The following is a 20,124-nucleotide window of genomic DNA, read 5'->3' as shown; positions in this document are numbered from 1 at the left end:
TGGTAATCCTCCTTTCATAAAGCCACGTCCCATTCTTACGGCTCCTTGATAGCTGCCCTGATATCCCTTCCGACCAACGAGTCTATTGGTTATCCCTTCTGTACAGCGCCCACTCCTCGATGCGCTCTCCGCCTGGCAGAGTACAGTAACCTGATTCACCATCCGCGCCCTTCACTATGTCCAGCTTGCCGCCCATCTTTTCACAATACACAGAGGCTGGGTTAGCCATGCCCACAGCGTGTTGTCTGTCATTATGGGGTACACAGGCTGTGAGTAATAAAATGGTCGCTGCGATTGTAATTGTTTTCATTTTTAACCTTATCTGAAGAGATTGATGAGGGTTAATCGTTATATCCACGCTGCTTCATCTCGCGCTGGTTTTTCTGTTTAATTAAACGCTTAATGTGATCCGGAGTAGTTATTGTAATCAGATCATAACCTGGACTCAATCCATTATGTAAGTGTGGATTTATATATGCATCGTTTCCACTTAGGATGATTGCAGAAGCCGGACCAGCCACCCTGTACACATCATTTATAAGCCAGACATCTGCTTCTTCGAACCACTTTTAAATTATGGCTAAAACATAACTTAATCATTCATGCTGATGTCGGTGTTAATGTTGAACACCCCTGTTCAGATTTGCAGAGCCCCTTAAAATCGACCTGCAAAACCACACCGCTTCGTCCTAATGTGTGCGAACACTTAGCGTGAATTTTTTCGTATCTGCCTCTTAAGCTCTTTTCACTCTGTATCATTCAGATCGACGCTAATAACCTTGCCCGTATTAGCGTTCCCGGCTTAAAATAGTAACCCCAGTTATGCGGTTAAATGAAAGGTAGGCCTATGTGTAATTGCAGACAGTTGCCAGCTTGTGTGGCTGAAATTGAATCCCTGGAGCGGGGCTTTGAGTTCTCAGGGGGCTTTATTCATAATTACTATTTCGAAACACCGGAAAGTGAACATTTCGAACCGCGGCTTGATTACTCTCAATCCATGTATCGCTGCATGGAATGCGGTCAGGAATGGTACATCGAATGTTCCCCGGAACAGACACCGTATCCAGAGTTTGCCTTAAAGCTAAATGGATTAGTGCGGCCACCTTCAGAGAACGAGCTTCAGGCGGCCAAACAGTATCTTTGCATACTTGCACATGGTGGATTTGGTTCAGAAAAATGCAGGATGGCAGGGTGCCAGAATCATAAGGTTTTGGGGCGCGAGTTATGCCATTTGCATATTCCATTTCCATAGGTAGTCGTAATGGGTTTAAATCCGTTTCATTGACGAGAAGATCAAAACGCCTTGCATATCGAAGGGTGTTTTTAGAAATTTCGGTGAGGCAGATTTATTTGGTCTGGGGGGTGTTTGAAAGTTATAATCCCAGTAATTACGTTTGGGAGTTTATCATAGGCTTCTGTTTTTTATAGGGTGATGGTTCTTCATAATATTTATTTTAATAAGTTTAGGTGCGCCCTGTTAATAATCTGGTTAATCCCTCAAACACACTTTTCTAAAAGCTGATATTCACCTGAAAATATATATTAACTGTAAGGTGTGTTGATACTGGATGAAATCCAGGATATTTTCTGGGAAAAATGTTTTGATAATGGATTATTAACCTGCAGACCTCATCATCATTCGTTAAACCACCCAACTTAAGTCTGCCGCTCCCCAGCCAGAAGCGGCATCCCTTCAGCAGAAATTAAACCTGGCCCGCAACCACACCCGACAAAGCCAGAACCTGCTTCTGTTTTCTTGCAGGCAGCTTATTCAGCTGCGCTAACGCGTTAACCAGCTGCTCATCGACCGGCTCTGGTGGTTTCACGGTCAGCACAATACGGCCCGCCGTGACTTTTACTTCTACTTCGGTGCCGGTGGTAAATCCGGCGGCAGCCAGCCACTGGCCTTTCATGATAATCGACGGAATACGCGCGTAACTGGGATACCGGCTGGCGTAACTCACCGTTAATTTGCGCTGGGAAACGGAAGGGGCTTCTGAATTTAAACCAACTGCATTACACTCTGACTCAGTCATGATCTCTATTCCTTTTCAATAGTGATTGTGATTAGCGATACAGGAGTGCTCCAACACCTCTGTATCGCGCTAAATACCTGTACATATAATCAACTATCGCAGGAAAAGTCCAGCTGAAAATCGATGTAAATCAGTGACTTTAATCATCTGATAAACAGCGAGTTTTACGATAACGATCTCAAAAAAATGCAATTAACTGAAAGCAATCGCCGTTCGGAATATACGAAAGAAAACAGGCGAGATCTCGTCATAAATATCTGCCATTAGCCGCATCCAGTAAGCCCGCTATTAGTAACAGGTGCTTAACCCGCAGTGTGCTTAAGCAGAAAGTCGATTAACGTTTTTACTCTTTTCGTTTTACCCGCGCTTTTAGGATAATAGAGATAAACCGGCGGATAAGTTTTCCAGTAACGCTCCATCACCGGAATAAATGCCTCTTTATCCGGCTGTAAATTATGAACCGGTTCAAACAGTCGCCCGATACCCAGCCCGTTGCGAATGCCATCAGCCATCACCTCAATATCATTACTCATCAACTGACCCGGCATCTCAACGGTCAGCTGTTCGCCATGATGATCCAGAATCAGCGGCAGAATACGATTATTGGTGATAAACCGGTAACCGATAAGCCGGTGCTGATGCAGGTCAGACGGAGACGCTGGAATGCCGAACGCTGCCAGATAGGCACAAGAGGCATACAAACCTTCGCGAAACGGCTTCATCAGCGGTCGCGCCACCACGCCACCTTCCAGAATGTCGCCAAACCGGATCCCCAGATCAAAACGTTCATCAATGATGTTCACGGTGCCATCGTATACCGAAATTTCCAGCTGAATACCGGGATATTGCTGGCAGAAAGCGGCCATCGCAGGTTTCAGCACCAGCAGATAAGCAAAGCGCGAAAGGGTGATTCTGACCAGTCCCGACGGTTCCTGATTCTGGTCACGGATGCTTTCCAGCGATTTTACCAGCGAGGCTACCGCTGCTGAGGTTTGTTCCAGCAGCTGCTGTCCGGCATCGGTCAGCTCAATCCGGCGCGTGGTTCGCACAAATAGCGGATGACCGATGTGCGCTTCAAGCAGCTTCAGCGCCTTACTGACAGAGGGGGGAGTAATCTCCAGTTTGCGAGCAGCCGATGAAATATTTCCTTCGCGGGCAATGCTCTGGAAGATGCGTATCTGATTATAGATGGCGTTGTTCACGGGATAATCCTGACACAATCGGGCTGCTTATTATTAGCCGCAGGCTAAATATCTTTGAGTCAATAGTGGCCTAATCTTCACTAAATCGCGAGCATATACTCCTTATCAGTTCCCCCTGGCCGTGAATCTCAGGAGATTGATATGCGAATTTTGTGTCTGGATAAACCCGCCCCCGATGCCACGCTGGAAAAGTATCATCCTCATCTGGCTGCCGAAGCTTTCCATGCCTGGAGTCTGTTTAAATCCGGTGCGCTACGCGATATTTACTACCGACAGGATCGACCCGGTGTCGCGATCTTCCTTGAATGCGACTCGGTGGAACAGGCTCAAAGCCTGCTGGCTGACTTTCCGCTGGCAAAATCCGGTCTGCTGAGTTTTGACTGCATCCCGTTAGGTGCATTCACCAACTGGGAAAGCCTGTTCGCTGCAGAGTATAAGCCTCAGCAAGAGGGCGCCACCCAATGATCAGTCGCAAACCGCCACCGTGTGTTATCACCAGTCATCCGACAGGTGTCAGGCAGGCGGCGCAGTAAAAACGCCGCGTGAAGCGCTAACGGCAGGAAAGGCGGATGCAGTAGCGAGTGGATTTGATTAAACGGTGCCGGACGGCAAAAAGTACCCAGCGCGTGATGGCATCGCCAACGCCTTGCCATCTGTTAAAAAAAGATGATTAAAAACTGAAAATGAAAAATATATTAATTATTTCCGGTCATCCTGACCTGAGCCATTCGGTCGGTAATGCTACCATTCTTAATGAAGTCGCTTCTGCGCTGCCTGATGCTGAAATCCGTCGTCTGGATGCACTTTATCCGGACAACAATATCAATGTCAGCGCCGAACAGGATGCACTGCTGAAGGCAGATATTATCGTCTGGCAATTTCCCTTCTCCTGGTATTCGCTGCCAGGCCTCATGAAGTTATGGCTGGATGACGTATTTGTTCATGGGTTTGCGCACGGATCAACGGCCAGACTCGGCGGTAAAAAACTGATCCTCTCCTTCACCACTGGCGCACCGCAGGCGTTATACGCGGCAGATGGCGTCTTTGGTCATCAGCTGGAGGATTATCTGATTCAGTTTGAAACCACCGCCCGACTCTGCAATCTGGAGATGCAGAAACCGGTTTATACCTGCGGGATAAGCTATGCCAGTCGTAATGAAACTATTATCACGCAGCAAATTGCTGCAGCAAAGCAACACGCGTCGCGATTAATTGCTCAACTTAATGCGGAACTCACGACGGCTTAATAGCCAGATGAAACAGAAATCGCGCCGGTTAATGCACCGAATGAATCGCAAATCACCTCATCCGATAATTAAGGCAGACCGTGAACAATATTACCGCTCTGACTCTGACTCTGCTGATGGCCGGCCCGGCATCGGCAGCCGCTTTAACAGAACCCACAAATCGTGTCATTAATCTGCATGAAATGGAAATTAAGGCCGGGAAAAACGGACAGTACGATGAAGTTGCCAGAGATAATATTACCCGTTCGCTGGCAGAGCAACCAGGTACGCTGGCGATGTATTCACTGAAACATAAAGAAAATGCTCATCAGGCTTATATGATTGAAATTTATGCGAGTGAAGAGGCATACCAGCAACATCTCAGTTCTGAGCCATACCGGTCTTTTATTACACGCGCACCTGATCTTATCGGCCAGAAAAAGAGCACTGTGCTGGAGCCGCAGTTTCTGGGTGATAAACCCTTCGTACAGAATAAAGAAACCATCAATAACCTGGTGATTGTTGACGTGAAACCGGCCGATCAGCAGGCATTCCGCGATATTGTGCTGCCTGAAATGGCAGAGTCACTGAAGGTGGAACCGGGCGTACTGGCGATGTATGCCGCGACCGATGCAAAAAACAGATATCGCTGGTTCTTCTATGAAATCTACGCCAGTGACGCCGCCTATCAGCAACACCGCGAAACGCCCCATTTTCGCGACTATATCCGGCTGACAGCTGAGATGACCGACCGCAAAGAGGCGATCCCCGTGGTGCCAGCTCTGCTGAAAAACCGCGGCGCTCTCAATTCTTTTGTTAACTGACCTTTACCAGGGAGCTGATCAGAGGATGAAAAAAGTGATTGCCGCCGCCGCGATCTCCATGATGCTGGCCGACCTGGCCGCTGCTGAACCCAAAAGAGGTGAAACTATGTTGAACGTTAATCCATCCAGCCTTTCGGTTGCCGACATTGAGTCCGTCTCTCCCGCACTGGCTCGTTTCGGACGTGAAGCGATAACCGGCGATCTCTGGAAACGCGACGCACTTTCGATCCGTGACCGCAGTATCGTCACGCTTGCCATTCTCATCGCCCGCAACCAGCCTGCTGAGTTACAACATTACGCCGGTGTGGCGCTCGATAGTGGCGTGACGCCTGCCGAAGTCTCCGAAATTATCACTCACCTGGCGTTCTATTCCGGCTGGCCCAATGCGATGTCCGCAATTGCGGTGACCAAAAATGTGTTTCAGGCGCGAGGTATTGGAGCCGATCAACTGGCCGAAGCCTCTCCGGCACTGCTGCCACTGAATCAGGCAGCCGAACAGCAGCGTTCTGCAACGGTGGAGAAAAATGTGGGGCCGATCTCGCCCGGTCTGGTCAGATTCACCGCCGATCCGCTGTTTCTCAATCTGTGGCAGCGGCCAGCGCTACAGCCTCGTGACAGAAGTCTGGTGACGGTCAGCGCACTGATTGCTTCGGGACAAAGTGCGCAAATTAGCTACCATCTCAACCGGGCGATGGACAACGGATTGACGGCTGAAGAAGCGGGCGAGATTATCACTCAGGCCGCGTTCTATGCTGGCTGGCCAAATGCCTTTTCAGCGGTTCCGGTGTTGGGTGAAGTGCTGCGGGATCGCGCAGCAAAACAGGAATAACCCGCAGCGGGTGAGGATCTCAGGTTTTACTTCACCCGCCGTTTCTTACGCCCGCCGGATACCGACAGAGATCCGGCAAAGTGCTGCGCCATTCTGGTGGTTTTTTCCCCTCCCGCCGCAATGCCATGATGACCGCTCCAAACCCTCCGCTTACGACCACCCGCCACCGGGCATAAAAACAGGGAGCACCGCGTCATGGAAAGTAAAAATCTGACAGATATTGCTGAAGACGTTTCAGGCGGTGTGAAATATAAAGCAGTAATAAATTAAAGATGGGCAGGGCAGGACGCAGAAATTACATTGCGGAATAAATAAAATAAGCCGTGGCGGGCGCCACGGCTAATGTTTTATGCAGACTGCCACTCACTTTCAACATCCGCTTTGGCTTTAGAAAGGATGACTTTATTATCATCAACCTCTTTCACCCAGCTGAATGGAATAATGTGGTGTTTGCCGCCCGCTTCAGGATCGCTTTTCGACAGCTTAATTTTGTCGTCGCCTTCGAAGTGGTCGACAATCCCGACATGTTCGCCATTCACATCAACAACCTGCGCGTGATCTAAAATTTCTGATTTATCTACCATGGTGGCTTAATCCTTATATTTAATGAGTTCAGTTGCCCTCAGACAAAACAAGCCTGGTTGTTAAATGCTGTTTTCGCCAGGGGATTAACAAAATGAAATAGTTCAGTGAACTGGACCTGGTCGCAGTTATTTATTTCCGGCAGGAGAATAAAGGGTATATAAGCGAAACCGCAAACAGAGTCGGAGTATCTGCAGCCATGGGTCTGCTGACCTCACTGCCTGCCACATCGGCATCATCAGATTTGCCGCAATCGTCTGCCGCACGTTCAACAATCAACGCTATGATAATCAGGTCAATCGCCACGCCGCAGATCGGCCAGCACGCGGGCGGTTTAACTTACCCAAAGGAGTGCCTATGACAGCAGTCAGTTCAATTACCACTGAAGGTGGCGTCTGGATTAATCAGCCGCCGGTACACAGTCTGGATGGCGATACGCTGAGGTTCGAAACCGCGCTGAACAGCGATTTCTGGCAGCGTACCTGGTACGGGTTCGAACGGCACAGCGGCCACGCTTTTGGCTTCTGGGTGGAAAACGACTTTACCGTTCAGGTGCAGGTGAGGGCGGATTTCAGTCAGCTCTACGATCAGGCCGGGCTGTTTATTCAGGATAACGAAACGCACTGGGTTAAGGCGGGCATTGAGTTTAACGATGACCAGCCCGCAATTGGCAGCGTGGTGACGCGCGAGTTTTCCGACTGGTCTACCGGTGTGTTTCCCGGCGATGCGCGCCAGTTCTGGCTGCGCGCCACGCTGGAAAACGCGGCCTTAAGAATTCAGTACTCTACCGACGGCGTGAGCTGGCCGCTGTTACGGCTCTGCCCGTGGCCCGGTCAGGCGCGGCGGTTTGTCGGAGTAATGGGCTGCTCGCCTGAACGTGAAGGGCTGGCGATGAGTTTTACGGACTTCGCTATTACTCCACCGCTCGGCAAAGCACTGCACGATCTCTCCTGAGCCAGGCGGCGCATTGCATATCGTCGCAGAATCGGCTTAATTGTCAGGTCAGAATTTGCGGTGACGCGTCGCCCGTGCAAGACGACGCCTTTACAGGGAAAGCTATGCGTTGCGCCACCTCGTTTATCCCGCTGCTGGTCATCAGTTGCTGCGCCGGATGGGCACAGCAGGCCACTGCCGATACCGTCTGGCTGAATAATGGCGATCGGCTGACCGGCACGATTCGTTATCTCAGCGACGGCAAGCTGGGGATAGAGACACACTACGCCGGTACCGTCACGCTGGACTGGAGTGCGGTCAGTACGCTCGCCAGCGAGAATCCGGTGAATGTCGAAAACAAAAAGACCGGCGAACATTATCAGGTGCGGCTCTCCTCATCCGATCCCGGCTATGTCTGGGTGGAACGCAACGAGCAGGAGCAGCAGGTTTCGCTGCGACGCATTGATGAGTTTATGAAAGCCAAAGTCCGCAGCGATCAGCTCGCCTGGACCGGCAACATCGATGCGGGCGTGAAGGTCAAAAAAGCCTCGACCAAAACTGACGACTACAGCTTCGCGCTCAACACCAAACTGAACCAGGGAAAATGGCGTCACGATATCGGTGCGACCTACAATCGCGAGCAGGAAAACGAGAACATCAATACCGATAACTACAGCCTGCGCTACGCCTTTGACTATCTGGTCAGAGAGCAGTTCTTCTGGCAGACCCGCGCCACCTACAAGCGCGACTGGGTGGAGAATCTGTCACGTCAGGCGCTGATCGGCACCGGTCCGGGTTATCAGTTGTGGGATACCGAACTCAGCGCGTTCTCACTCTCGGTACTGGGTGGTGCCTTTGAGTATGGCTACAGCGATGACCGGGAAGAGCGGCACTTTGGCGGCTCGCTGCGCTGGAACTATCAGCGCTATCTGCTGGGCAAGTCGGTCACACTTTACAGCAATGGCGATGTTGGCCATTCGCTGGATGATGACGGCGTATTTATGCTGGATGCCGAAGTCGGCCTGCGCTACAGCCTGACTTCGTGGTCAACGCTGCACGTTGGCTATCACCGTAATCTGGTCAGCGGCATACCCGACACCCTGAACGAAGGCATTTTCTCCACCGGATTGGGGCTGAAGTGGTAAGCCGCTGATCGAACAGCGCCGCAGCAAATCCTTACGGTTTTTATCCGGTTACAGGCGCGGGATTGGCTAAGCTGCATGTATTGTCACAACGGGAAAGCAGAAGATGATCGTAAGCAGCAGGGTGTATCGTCCGGGATGCGCGGGCGAAGAGGTCGAAGTCGATGATATCAGTGAAGTGATTAAAGAGCCGGAGGCGTTTATCTGGCTCGGGTTGTGGCAGCCAGACGCTGAGTTTATGGCAAAGATTAAAGAGGAGTTCGGCCTTCATGAACTGGCGGTTGAGGATGCACTCAATGCCCATCAGCGACCTAAAATTGAACATTATGGCGAATCGCTGTTTATCGTGGTGAAAACGGTGTGCGCTAAGGATGACAGCTGCGAACTGGGCGAAACGCATCTTTTTGTCGGAAAAAACTTCCTGATCAGCATCCGTCACGGCGCCTCTGAAAGCTACACCCCGGTGCGGCAGCGGGCGGCTGAAAACCCGGCGCTGCTGAAGTTTGGTCCCGCTTATCCGCTCTACTGCCTGCTCGATTTTATTGTTGATCGCTATGCCGAGCTCTCTACCTCGCTGAATGAACGGGTCGGGCAGATGGAGAACGATCTCTTCACCAGTGAATTTGATCGCAAGTCGGTGCAGTCGGTCTACACCGTGCGGCGTCATCTGCTGAAACTACGCAATGCGGCGCTGCCCGTAGAGGAGATCTGTAATCAGCTGATCCACCTGCATGAAGATCTGATTCCGCGCCCGCTGCGCGCCTATATCCGCGACGTGCAGGATCACGCCCGCCATGTCGTCACTGACGCGGAAGATATGCGCGAAATGCTGACCAGCGCCATGCAGGTCAATCTGGCGCTGGTGACGGTGCAGCAGAATGAAGTGGTGAAAAAGCTGGCAGGCTGGGGTGCGATCCTGGTGATCCCGACCGTGGTCTTCAGTATGTATGGCATGAACTTCGAGCATATGCCGGAGCTGAAGTCGCTGTATGGCTATCCGCTGGCGGTGGGGCTGACCCTGCTGGCCTGCGGCGGGCTGTGGGCCAAACTGCGTCGCTCCGGCTGGCTGTAAACGGCAGGATGCGGTGCCAGATTGTCCCGCTGAAAAGGTCACGACCCGCCAGATAGTGAACCGATACTGTCTGGCTATGCTTAACGCAGCGTGCAGTTTTTGTTCCTGAGCCAACAGTGTGTGAGGTCACGGTGAAAAAAGAGGATAGCAGCGGCCAGGCGGTACCGATTCAGGAAAACCTCCGCTGGGTACGCCGTGAATGGCTGATTCAGCGTATCGGTGAATACGTCCTGATTGCGCTGGTGATTCTGGGTGCGTGCGGACTCTTTTCCAAAGGCGTGCTGAGTAACGGCAGCGCCCGCTCGCCGGACGGGACCATCCAGGTGGAGTATGAACGGTTTGGCCGGGTTGAGAGCAATATGGATATGCGCATTCGCTACAACGCACCGGTAACCGATCGCTTTACCGTTACGATTGGCGGTGGTGCCCTGGATAACCTGCAAATCCAGACGCTGCAGCCTCAACCGCTGGAGGCGGTGACGATTGGCAGCGATCTGCGGCTGACCTTTTCGGCCCGCAACACCGGACCGGATCACGCGATCTGGCTTGGCCTGCAGCCACGCAATGCGGGCCGCATTCACGTCACTATTCACGGTGACGGCCATGCTCCGGCCCGTTTTACCCAATGGATTTATCCCTGACAGAGGCGCTTTATGGAAACGGTATTACGTGCCGCAGCGATCTACCTGGTGCTGATGGTCGTGTTTAAAATTGCCGGCAGACGCACTCTGTTGCAGATGACCTCTTTCGATCTGATTCTGCTGTTGATCATCAGTGAAGCAACTCAGCAGGCGCTGCTGGGCGACGATTTTTCGGTGACCGGCGCGGCGCTAACCATTATCACGCTGGTCACGATTGATATCGTGCTGGGCAAACTGAAAAGCCGCTTTCCGGTGGTGGAACAGGTGATCGATGGTGGCCCGGTGATCCTGGTCGAGAATGGTAATCTGCTGACTGACCGCATGAAGATGACCGGCATCAGTCCTGATGATGTGCTGGAAGCGGCGCGCTCCGGGCAGGGGCTGGAGCGATTTGATCAGATTAAATATGCGGTGCTGGAGGTTAACGGCCATATCTCGATTATTCCCCGAGCCGATAAACAGTCCTGAGGGGCGTTCGCCCTGGCGTGACAGGAGAGCGCCCGTGCCGGAGCCGCGCAGGTTACACACGCCTGAAATATCCTCATCCCCTTGCTGCAGCAGGCCCTGAATGCATTACAGATCCTCATCGCGTCACGCTGCGCTTGTTATGCCGCTTCCCTTGTAATCCTGTCGATTTCGTTCAGACTGAGTATTCCACTCATGCTTTATCATCAGAGCTGGCCTGACTATCAATCAGCGTTATGCTTTTACAGTCAGGATTAAATGAATGAATTTACGCGATTTACCTTCTACCCGGTTACCGGCTGGCATATTGGTCCCCTGAATACCCATCAGGCACTGGTAGTGAAATTCGGTTATATCGATCCCGATGCCCCGCGTGAAAAGGGCCCGCAGGAGACCCTGTTTCTGGGTCTGACCCTCGACATGGCGAAAAAGCTGGTCGCCAATCTTTCCGAACACATCGACTACGCTGAAAAAAAGAGCACCCAGCACTAGTTTCTCACCGCGATCGGTTACCACGCCCACCGTCGGGCTATTTTGCTGCGCTGTCGCCCGGTGCATAAACCCGCAGTGCACTGGCTATCAGGCGAAAATGCGCGGGTGTCTGACCGATAATCTCACCATCTGCATTGATGTAATGGGGACGGCGCGTCTCAATCGTCAGCTCCGTGGCGCTGAATGCCCGCACGTTACGCCAGCGACCGTGAGTGCCGCGCCGCAGAAAGGGCAGCAGCGCAATGAGCTGCCAGCTATGCTGCAGCTCCAGACTGTAGACATCCAGTAACCCATCGTCCGGAGCGGCACGCTGTTCCACTGTCATGCCGCCCCCATAAAAGCGTCCATTGCCCACCGACACCTGAACCGTTTTGATCGGCGTCCGATGGCCCTGATGCACCAGCGTAGCGCTGAAGGGACGGCTCTGCCGCAGCACCCGCAAAGCCGCCAGGGCATAACCGCCCACTCCCCAGCGTTTTTTCGATTCCGCCGTGAGGTTGCGCGCCAGTTCCACCGAAAAGCCGATGCTGGAGACGTTCAGAAACAGGTGCTGATTCACTTCACCCAGGTCCACTGCGCGCAGCTGCCCGTCAGCGATAATCTTTATCGCGGACTCCAGGCTGGCAGGAATGCCCAGCGTGCGGGCAAAATCATTGGCGGTGCCCAGCGGTAAAATGCCCAGCGGCAGGCCGGTCTGCATCAGCCCCGGCGCGGCCGCATTAAGCGTGCCGTCGCCACCGCCGACGATCACCGCATCAACGCGATGGGCATACGCCGCGATTAATTCGCTGTAGCTGCGGGTATCATCTCCGGCCGGTTGCAGCAGGGTGAACCCGGCCTGAGCCAGCAGCGACTGTGCGCGGCTGGCCTCGGCGCGTCCTTTGCGTGAGCGCTGATTAATCAGAAGCAGGGCAGTTTTCTCCTGTTGAGACATACTTTTGCGTTATCCCGATGTCAAAATGGCTGTAACGAGACGGCAAGTACAGCACTGGCCTGACCGGTGAACAACCCTGCTTGCGCTACTTTACGTAACCTGTTGAGTGCCATAAGCGGCGATAAAGATCGTCTACACTGCTAAGGGTCAGATCCACACTGAGGAGTTGCGATGACAGAACACGAATTCAGAAAATTGTTAGCCGAACAGGGTTTTGACGAGCCTCTGTTGATTGAGCGTGCAGCCGCCGCCCAGCTTGATAATCATGTACATCCCTTTGAAGCACTGGCACTGATTCTGAGTGGTGACATCACCATCAGTACCGAACAGGGCGATACCACCTATCATCCCGGTGAGACATTTCATCTGCAGCCCAATGAACTCCATCGTGAGGCGTTCGGGTCGCAGGGCGTACGCTATCTGGCGGGACGTAAATATGAGTGACTGGCAATCAGCATGAAGGTTTCTGACGATCTTTTTACCCGGCTGTCACGCTCGCCGTTCCGCCAGCGCTTTCGTCTGGGACGCGCGGAATATGATTATGCGAGCAGCAAAGGCGAGCCGGTATTGCGCCAGCACGCCGCTGAGTTTGTGGCACAGCGGCTGGCGCCTGCGCAGCCTGAAAATGATGGCAAGCAGACGCCGATGCGCGGCCACCCGGTGTTTATCGCTCAGCACGCCACCGCAACCTGCTGTCGTGGCTGTCTGAGTAAGTGGCACAATATCGGACAGCACCAGCCGCTGAGCGCTGAGCAGCAGGCCTATATAGTGACGGTGTTGCTGCAGTGGATCACTCATCAGATGCAGCAGCCTGCACCGCCTGCTCGCGTCAGCCGAAGCCAGCCGAAACCGGATGATGATCCGCAACTCGCACTTTGGTAATGGACGAAAAAGCTACAACCGGCGGCTTTTTCTGGTGAAAACTGGCCCTTTTTCATTCCTGGTTTATTCTTAAATCTTTCCTGGGAACACTATGCCAGGATTAAAACCTACACGGCAACGATTCATACAGAGGGAATTATGAAGAAATCAATTATTGCACTGTCTGCTATTTTGCTGGCCTCGCCGGTATTTGCTGCTACCACCACAGACAACACCGTTGCGGAAGCGCATAAAGGCGCCGATACCGCGAAGGAAAAACTGCATCAGACCCAGAACGAAGGCAAAGAGCTGAAGCTGAAGTCTGAGCACGCCGCTGAAGGCAAAAGCGATACCACCGGCAGTAAAATCACCGAAGGTACGCAGAAAGGCTGGCACAAAACCAAAGAAGGCACTGAGAAAGGCTGGGATAAAACCAAGCAGGGTGCTGAAGATCTGAAAAACAAAGCGACTAATTAATTCGCGGCTGTTTTGAGGTTAAAAAAAACCCACCGAAAGGTGGGTTTTTTTATGGTTGGGAAATTCTGGCTTTGGATTGCTGCTGGATCGAGCCTGCTCAGGGTACTGGGTCAGATCGGAAAGACGCAAAGGCCGTCGTCCATGACATGCTCGGCCCGCGCCGTCCTGGCGCGGGACGCTTTCCTCTTCTGACCCAGAACCCTGCGCGTTGTGAGCTTATTCATTGCTGTCAGAGTAAAACTGATTCAACCAAGTAAGCTGTCTGTAACCCACTGAAAAGTAGGTTTTTTATGGTTGACTCAGATTACGCTTTCTTTTCCGCTGTTTCTTTCTCCGAGGCGGCTAACGCAGAGACTTTCCTTTCCGTCTCTGCAGCCGCATCGGCGGAGGCCGCCGCCGCTTCAGCCGCAGCCTCTGCCGCGGTATCGGACTGTTTCTTGCCTTCTTCGATAAACTCTTCGTCGATGGCTTCGATGTTTTCGCGGTTATCGCGTCCGGAGAGCAGGTTCCAGCAGGCGATAAACAGAGCGGCAATCACCGGACCGATAACAAAACCGTTGATGCCGTAGATTTCCATGCCGCCCAGCGTGGCGATCAGAATCAGATAGTCAGGCATTTTGGTGTCTTTGCCGACCAGCAGCGGACGCAGGATGTTATCCACCAGTCCGACGATCACTACGAAGAAGCCCACCAGGAACAGCCCTTTCCACAGTGCACCGGTGGCGAAGAAGAAGATCGCCGCAGGCACCCAGATAATGGCGGAACCGACTGCCGGAATAAGGGAGAGGAAGGCCATCAGCGCGCCCCACAGCAGGCTGCCGTCTATACCGGTAAACCAGAATGCCAGCCCACCAAGAATACCCTGAACAATACCGACCACCACCGTGCCTTTCACCGTCGCGCGCGCCACGGCCGCAAACTTCACCATCAGGTGATGCTTTACGTAGGTTGAGAGCGGCAGCGCTTCCAGGATCAGATGCACCAGATAGGAGCCATCTTTCAGCAGGAAGAACAGCAGATAAAGCATCACGCCAAAGCCGACGGTGAAGCTGAACGTCCCTTTACCGATGATAAAGGCGCTGCCTGCCACATACTGACCGCCCTTGAGGGCAAACGAGGAGAGCTTCTGCTGAATCTGTTCGGCGTTATCCAGGTTATTTTCAGCCAGATAATGTTTTGCCCAGCGCGGCAGATGCTGCAACAGATCGGCGAAGACCGCCGGGAACTGCGCCGAGTTGGTCTGCAGTTTGTGATAGACCGCATTGGTTTCGACCACCAGCGATGAGGCGATAATGGCCAGCGGCGTGAATACAATCAGACAGATACAGAGCAGGGTAATCAACGCGGCCAGGCCATTGCGTTCGCCCATTCGGACCCGCAGATACGTTTTCAGCGGATGGAAAATCACCGCCAGAATCGCCGCCCATAAAATCGGCGAGAAATAGGGCGAAAGCACCTCGAAAAAACCGAGGGTGGCAATAGCCAGAATCAAAATGAAAAACCCGATGTTCAATCCTTTAAAACGCATGGAAAAACCTCATCTCGAACAACTCTGATAAACCCGACGCGCGAATTTTCTGTGTCTGGCTTTGCTTATGCGGCTGCCTCGTCACTGATTATCGGTCAGGCTTTGCTTTTTAAACGCTGCTGATGACAGCATCATGCTGGCTAACACTTTGAAAGGTCTGGCAGAAGTGATGAACGGGCAATGTGCGTTCGCTGCGTGACTTCCTATAGGTAACACGCTGCAACTGACAGCAGCGCGCTGAATCCTACATTAGCGTAGCGGTTTCGACCATTATTGGTAGGTCAGAGACTCATGATCCCGGGGGATGCTGCCGATAACAGTATTAACTGGATAAAAAACAGGCAATGAAAAATGAGTAAACAGAGCGTCTTAATCGTGCTGCTGACGCTGGTATTAACCGGCTGCGCCACCAAGCAGTATCCGCAGGCATCCGCGGTCACCCCGGAAGAGACGGCGATGCTGAATTGCAGCGCGCTGGATCAGGAGCTGGTGAAAGCGCACAGCGTGCAGAGTGATATTGAGCAGACCGGCCAGTTCGATGCACTGACCGTGCTGGGCTTTGTCGGGGATTTCGGGCTGGGCAATGGCATTGCGAAATACAATGCCAGCCAGAAGGCGGAGCGGCGACTGACGCAGTTGCAGTCGCTGAAAGCCGCGAAGTGCAGCCAGCGGCTTTCGTAGCGACTGCGCCGGGTCAGCCGAGCGTCCGTTCGCTGACATGCTGCAGCCGGACATTTTCGGCGGCGCGTTTACCGGCAAGGAAGGCGTGATCCGAGTTGTAATATTCCCACTCGCTGTAGCGGCCTGACAGATGAATGTCCTGGGTCAGCAGCCACTGGCGGATCAGCGCCACGTTAGCGCTGCGCGCATGGTCATAGACCACGTAGGCGTAGGGCATATCGACCTCTGAGGCGCAGAGCAGCGGATCGTCCGCGGTGATCATGCCAACTCTGATGCAATCCTGACGGCAGCGCTCAATCAGCGCATCCCCCGCCAGCGGCAGCGGATTGGCCGCGTTATAGGTGATTTCGCAGGTTAAGCCGAAGCCGCCCGGCGGGTTGCAGTGCGGACTCGCATTGCCCTGCACAAAGATGCGGTGAAACAGCGTATCGCCAGGATAGTAAATCCAGTGCTTTTCGGTCAGGTCAGCGCGGCCAATTCCCAGATTAACGCAGCGCACCGAGACAAACTGCAGCTGCTGCGCCGCCCGTTGCACACTCTCCGGCACCTCATCGCCCATCAGTTTAATCAGCTCCGGCAGCGGCATGGTGCTGATTAATTGCTCATAACGGTAGTGGCGACCATCCGCCAGCAGCGCGACGTGCGCCTGCGGGTAGAGGCGGGTCAGGGTGGCGTCCGTTTCCAGCGTACATTTCAGGTGCGGCAAAAAGCCGGACATCAGCGCCTGGAAGCCACCGCGCAGCGGATAGCCGAAACGGGCGTTGGGGCCAACCGGTTTCGCCAGCGGTTGCAGCGCGCCATCAATGATCTGCGCCAGATCGGGCAGCGGTACGCGTCCGCCCAGCCATGAAGTTTCCATGTCGGTCAGCGGCACCTTCCACAGTTTCTGGTTGTAGGGCAGGGCAAAGTGACGCGCGATGCCTTTGCCCCAGGTGCGCATAATGAAGTGCTGGAAATCCTCTTCGCCTTCCACCACGCCTGTGCTGCTGCCCTCATCGGGGATCGCGCCATCTGCGCAGCAGTCCCGCCGTGCCCGCGCCCGATCCAGTGGCACAGCGGCGGCGGCCGTTTCGCCATAACGCGCCTCGATAGCGCCCAGCACACACTCTTTTACCACCTCGACCGGCAAGCCGTGCAGCGCGGACTGGAAGGGATAGCGGGTATAAACGCCGTCGCTGTAGACCCAGGCTTCACGCGCCTGCCAGTGCAGGTTGTCGCCCAGCAACATCTCATACAGCTGCAAGACGTAGGGATCCTGCGAGAACATAATGTGACCGGCATAGTCGAAGGTAAAACCCTGATCGTCAATCGAGCGGCACCAGCCGCCAGGGGTGCTATTTTTCTCCAGCAATACTGCGCCTTCGCCATAGTGATAACCGGCGCTCAGCCCGGTTGGCCCGGCTCCGATAATCAGGCAGGGCACGGCTTCACTCTCCAGCATCAATGGGGTTAACGGCGTGATATTCGCCTGCGCGCTGCCCTGGCTGGCCGACCTTAGTGCGGGCTGACGCTGCGTCAGCGCCTGCTGGATCAGTCCATGAATCTGTTCAGCGGTGCGATCCCATGAGGTGGCATCGACCTTTGCCTGCATCCGTCCCGCCAGCGCCAGCCGTTCTGCGGCACCAATCGCCATTGCCTGTTCACAGGCGGCAATAAATTCCGCGTGGCTCTCTGCCACCGCCACTTCCTCTGCGTAATGCCGCGCTACGTCAATAATCGCGGTACTGACAATCGGCAGCTGCGCCGCCATATACTCCAGCACCTTGGTCGGTGAGATGTAGCGCGTCGAGGCATTGATGGCAAACGGCATCAGACAGACATCCCAGCCTGCCAGAAACTGCGGCAGCGCCTGATAGGGCTGCTGTCCGAGCCAGTGAATATTGTCGCGCTGCGGCAGGCTGGCGGGATCGATTTTTACCACCGGGCCGACCATAATGATCTGCCACTCGGGGTGGCTATCCGCCAGCGCCGCAATCAGCGGCAGGTCTATGCGCTCATCCAGCACGCCGTAATAGCCAAGACGCTGTGCCGGAATCGCATCCTGCATCGGATGTCGATTGCTGCGATCGCGCGCCTGCTCAAAATGAATAGCATCGACGCTGCTGGGAAAGCAGTAAACCTGAGGATGTTTGTCACGCTTCGCTTCATAGAGGCTGGTGCCGCCGGTAAAGACCAGATCGGCGCGGGTCATCAGCGCGGATTCGCGCTGCTGCAGCTGGCGCGGTGCATTCTGAAAAGCGGAAAGCTCATCCATGCAGTCGTAAATCACCAGTGACGGATCAAAAGGGGTCAGCAACGGCAGCGCCATCGGCGTATAGAACCAGATCAGCGGCTGTTCATCTTCCTCCAGCAGCGGCGTCAGCAACAGCAGCAGCGGGGCGATCTGGCTGTCGTGGAAACCAGGCGCGTCGCTGTCGGTATGCGGCTGGATCACCGTGATGTTAGCGGCAGGCGAGCTCTGATGCAGGCCCTGTGGCCCCGCCTGCCAGACCGGCTCTTCGACAAACAGCACGCGATAGTGCTGTGCCAGTCGTGTCAGTAGCTGCTGCGGACGCTGAAAAACAAATCCCCAGCGTAAATGGCTGAAAACGATGAGAACAGGTGGTTTCATAGTGTGCTCCTGACAGGGGTGTTTTGAGGAGTGGATGTGCTGCAAAAAGCGCTGCGCCTGACGTAATGCGTCGGCATAAGGCTGCTGTAGCTGGCGGGCATAGGGATCGGCCCCCAGCAGATCGAGATCCCACAAACCGCTGCGGGTCCAGAAAGTCGTCTCCTCCCATAAGGGACGATCGAGGATCGGATAGAGGCAGATGCCGTGCAGCTCAACGCCTGCCAGTTGCGCCTGCGCAACCTGCGCGGCGATCTCAAGGATCCAGCTTCCGCGTCCGCTGCCGACGTGGCTGGTTTCCGCCAGCAGCAGTGGCCGCTGATAACGCTGCCAGACCTGCTGCAGCATCCGATGCAGCGGCAGGCGTCGGCTGTCGCCCAGATGCCAGTAAAGCCGCCGGTTTGATCCCTGCTCCCACTGATTGTCGTGGTAGTAATTCACGCCAATCAGATCGAGATAGCGTGGGGCGCCGCCCAGTTCCGGGTTGCGCCTGCCGCTCAGCATGTCCCATGCCTGATACTGGGTGTCACACATCTCACGTGCCAGCACGTCGCTGGCCGGATCGGCGGGATCGGGCACGATATGGATCAGTGGATCACAGTGCAGCAGACGGGCTCGCGGATCGGCCAGCCAGATGGCATCACAGGCTGCCAGCGTAGCGCGCACCAGCTGCTGCTTGGCGGCATCCGCCCGATCCGCTTCAGGGATCGCCTCACAGGTGAACAGCCCTACCGAGATGCCCCAGCTGACAAAGGAGATCTCATTCATCGGAGAGTAGACCGGCGCCTGCTGATACCAGGGGGCCAGGAAGCGGGCCAGTGCGCCACAGAAGGCGGCGAAACGGCTGACAAAGTCGTGGTCAAACAGGCTGACGCCAGCGGGCCAGCCGTAGTGGCAGATTGTCCAGCTCAGCTGAATGCCCTGCTGCTCTGCGGCCTGCATCCGGGCCGCGACCGTCGAGAAGTCATAGCGGCCATCGTGCTCACATAACCGCCAGCCGACGCTTTCGCGCACTGTGCGAATGGAAAAGGGGGCCAGCGCGGCATAATCTTCTGCTGCACGCGCCTGATGCTGGTTAAGATCGTTCATCGACAGCGCAAGGCCGGCAGGATTGATATGATCGGCACCTTCGTAGCCGGCCTGCCAGAAACTGGAAAAGGGCGTCATGGCATCTCCCGAAAAAAAGCAACACGCTTCCCGCTGACGAGCCGTCGTGAAACGGGTCAGGGCGTCAGGGTATGCATTGCAGACTGATCGATCTGACCACTCTGAACGGACGGGCGATCCATGCCATAAGCCACAGACACTGAGTTGCAGGCATCAGGGCCTGTCGCGGTGTGGACGAGTGAGATAGCAGGTATAGGCCAGTGACGCTATCGGCAGAAAAAGGCTGGCTTCTCTGGATGTTGAAAGGATTTGCGGAAGCCTTACTGGAAAGTATAGGCAGTAAGGTTTGGTTCGCAATTTATTGAAGTAAAAGAAAAAAGCGCAGCGGTAAAAATTATCCAGCCAGCAACAGGAAGTTTTAGCATGCGGTTTTGCGAACGGCCCGATAAGCGTAGCGTGAATAGTGTCAGCGCCATTTTCAGCT

The 20,124-nt window shown here is 54.2% G+C and carries 21 protein-coding genes; 14 read left to right on the top strand and 7 right to left on the bottom strand.

Annotation, left to right across the window (positions count from 1 at the left end; translation table 11 throughout):
- Positions 1-82: 82 nt before the first annotated feature.
- From ACO6VX_RS09390 to ACO6VX_RS09380, 3 genes are all read right to left on the bottom strand, one after another.
- The gene (locus ACO6VX_RS09390) at positions 83-310 is read right to left on the bottom strand and encodes a DUF333 domain-containing protein (protein ID WP_089414547.1); all 228 of its coding nucleotides are present in this window, start codon (positions 308-310) and stop codon (positions 83-85) included.
- Positions 311-1,703: 1,393 nt separating this feature from the next.
- The gene (locus ACO6VX_RS09385; RefSeq protein WP_010671248.1) at positions 1,704-2,036 is read right to left on the bottom strand and encodes a SymE family type I addiction module toxin; all 333 of its coding nucleotides are present in this window, start codon (positions 2,034-2,036) and stop codon (positions 1,704-1,706) included.
- A gap of 302 nt (positions 2,037-2,338) precedes the next feature.
- Positions 2,339-3,238 (bottom strand): LysR family transcriptional regulator, encoded by a 900-nt coding sequence (locus ACO6VX_RS09380; protein ID WP_422458092.1) that lies wholly within the window; start codon positions 3,236-3,238, stop codon positions 2,339-2,341.
- Positions 3,239-3,379: 141 nt separating this feature from the next.
- Here ACO6VX_RS09380 and ACO6VX_RS09375 point away from each other — a divergent pair, with 141 nt between their 5' ends.
- The 4 genes from ACO6VX_RS09375 to ACO6VX_RS09360 all read left to right on the top strand — a co-directional run bounded on the left by ACO6VX_RS09375 (position 3,380) and on the right by ACO6VX_RS09360 (position 6,117).
- Positions 3,380-3,703 (top strand): hypothetical protein, encoded by a 324-nt coding sequence (locus ACO6VX_RS09375; RefSeq protein WP_060679616.1) that lies wholly within the window; start codon positions 3,380-3,382, stop codon positions 3,701-3,703.
- Between the two features lie 218 nt (positions 3,704-3,921).
- Positions 3,922-4,485, top strand: coding sequence for an NAD(P)H-dependent oxidoreductase (locus tag ACO6VX_RS09370; protein ID WP_010259033.1), 564 nt, complete (start codon positions 3,922-3,924; stop codon positions 4,483-4,485).
- Between the two features lie 80 nt (positions 4,486-4,565).
- The gene (locus ACO6VX_RS09365; protein ID WP_033756842.1) at positions 4,566-5,288 is read left to right on the top strand and encodes a putative quinol monooxygenase; all 723 of its coding nucleotides are present in this window, start codon (positions 4,566-4,568) and stop codon (positions 5,286-5,288) included.
- Between the two features lie 25 nt (positions 5,289-5,313).
- Positions 5,314-6,117 (top strand): carboxymuconolactone decarboxylase family protein, encoded by an 804-nt coding sequence (locus ACO6VX_RS09360; protein WP_422458091.1) that lies wholly within the window; start codon positions 5,314-5,316, stop codon positions 6,115-6,117.
- 347 nt (positions 6,118-6,464) lie between these two features.
- Here the strand turns inward: ACO6VX_RS09360 and ACO6VX_RS09355 are convergent, their stop codons facing one another.
- The gene (locus tag ACO6VX_RS09355) at positions 6,465-6,701 is read right to left on the bottom strand and encodes a DUF2171 domain-containing protein (protein ID WP_346526177.1); all 237 of its coding nucleotides are present in this window, start codon (positions 6,699-6,701) and stop codon (positions 6,465-6,467) included.
- A 355-nt stretch (positions 6,702-7,056) separates the two neighbouring features.
- On the opposite strand from ACO6VX_RS09355, the gene ACO6VX_RS09350 reads away from it, so the two are divergent.
- The 6 genes from ACO6VX_RS09350 to ACO6VX_RS09325 all read left to right on the top strand — a co-directional run bounded on the left by ACO6VX_RS09350 (position 7,057) and on the right by ACO6VX_RS09325 (position 11,444).
- Positions 7,057-7,653, top strand: coding sequence for a DUF1349 domain-containing protein (locus ACO6VX_RS09350; RefSeq protein WP_050498552.1), 597 nt, complete (start codon positions 7,057-7,059; stop codon positions 7,651-7,653).
- A 104-nt stretch (positions 7,654-7,757) separates the two neighbouring features.
- A complete protein-coding gene (locus ACO6VX_RS09345; RefSeq protein WP_010259026.1) occupies positions 7,758-8,777 on the top strand; it encodes a DUF481 domain-containing protein in 1,020 nt (339 codons plus the stop codon).
- Between the two features lie 103 nt (positions 8,778-8,880).
- A complete protein-coding gene (locus ACO6VX_RS09340) occupies positions 8,881-9,846 on the top strand; it encodes a magnesium and cobalt transport protein CorA (RefSeq protein ID WP_010259025.1) in 966 nt (321 codons plus the stop codon).
- A gap of 131 nt (positions 9,847-9,977) precedes the next feature.
- Positions 9,978-10,487, top strand: coding sequence for a hypothetical protein (locus ACO6VX_RS09335; protein ID WP_223565618.1), 510 nt, complete (start codon positions 9,978-9,980; stop codon positions 10,485-10,487).
- 12 nt (positions 10,488-10,499) lie between these two features.
- On the top strand, positions 10,500-10,955 hold the full coding sequence (locus ACO6VX_RS09330) for a DUF421 domain-containing protein (RefSeq protein WP_158149495.1): 456 nt from the start codon (positions 10,500-10,502) through the stop codon (positions 10,953-10,955).
- Positions 10,956-11,210: 255 nt separating this feature from the next.
- Positions 11,211-11,444, top strand: a complete 234-nt coding sequence (locus tag ACO6VX_RS09325) for a hypothetical protein (protein ID WP_061901683.1) — start codon at positions 11,211-11,213, stop codon at positions 11,442-11,444.
- 37 nt (positions 11,445-11,481) lie between these two features.
- Here ACO6VX_RS09325 and ACO6VX_RS09320 read toward each other — a convergent pair whose 3' ends face one another.
- Positions 11,482-12,378 (bottom strand): lipid kinase, encoded by an 897-nt coding sequence (locus ACO6VX_RS09320; protein WP_010259020.1) that lies wholly within the window; start codon positions 12,376-12,378, stop codon positions 11,482-11,484.
- A gap of 171 nt (positions 12,379-12,549) precedes the next feature.
- Here ACO6VX_RS09320 and ACO6VX_RS09315 point away from each other — a divergent pair, with 171 nt between their 5' ends.
- The 3 genes from ACO6VX_RS09315 to ACO6VX_RS09305 all read left to right on the top strand — a co-directional run bounded on the left by ACO6VX_RS09315 (position 12,550) and on the right by ACO6VX_RS09305 (position 13,716).
- Positions 12,550-12,822 carry a cupin domain-containing protein gene (locus ACO6VX_RS09315; protein WP_010259018.1) on the top strand — a complete coding sequence of 91 codons (273 nt, stop codon included), beginning with the start codon at positions 12,550-12,552 and terminating at the stop codon, positions 12,820-12,822.
- 12 nt (positions 12,823-12,834) lie between these two features.
- Entirely contained in the window at positions 12,835-13,260 is a 426-nt protein-coding gene (locus tag ACO6VX_RS09310) for a DUF4186 domain-containing protein (RefSeq protein WP_033756851.1), read from the top strand.
- A 138-nt stretch (positions 13,261-13,398) separates the two neighbouring features.
- Positions 13,399-13,716 carry a hypothetical protein gene (locus ACO6VX_RS09305; protein ID WP_010259015.1) on the top strand — a complete coding sequence of 106 codons (318 nt, stop codon included), beginning with the start codon at positions 13,399-13,401 and terminating at the stop codon, positions 13,714-13,716.
- A gap of 304 nt (positions 13,717-14,020) precedes the next feature.
- Here ACO6VX_RS09305 and ACO6VX_RS09300 read toward each other — a convergent pair whose 3' ends face one another.
- Entirely contained in the window at positions 14,021-15,244 is a 1,224-nt protein-coding gene (locus tag ACO6VX_RS09300) for an AI-2E family transporter (RefSeq protein ID WP_033756854.1), read from the bottom strand.
- A gap of 351 nt (positions 15,245-15,595) precedes the next feature.
- On the opposite strand from ACO6VX_RS09300, the gene ACO6VX_RS09295 reads away from it, so the two are divergent.
- Positions 15,596-15,925 (top strand): hypothetical protein, encoded by a 330-nt coding sequence (locus tag ACO6VX_RS09295; RefSeq protein ID WP_045140688.1) that lies wholly within the window; start codon positions 15,596-15,598, stop codon positions 15,923-15,925.
- Positions 15,926-15,938: 13 nt separating this feature from the next.
- On the opposite strand, the gene ACO6VX_RS09290 is transcribed toward ACO6VX_RS09295, so the two are convergent.
- Positions 15,939-19,700 (bottom strand): NAD(P)-binding protein, encoded by a 3,762-nt coding sequence (locus ACO6VX_RS09290; protein WP_422458090.1) that lies wholly within the window; start codon positions 19,698-19,700, stop codon positions 15,939-15,941.
- Positions 19,701-20,124: the final 424 nt, after the last annotated feature.

The organism is Pantoea sp. BJFS-204 (genome assembly GCF_049310725.1).
Classification (GTDB): Bacteria; Pseudomonadota; Gammaproteobacteria; order Enterobacterales; family Enterobacteriaceae; genus Pantoea; species Pantoea agglomerans.
Note: the sequence above shows the minus strand (reverse complement) of the source record. Positions and strands in the feature narration are given on the sequence as shown.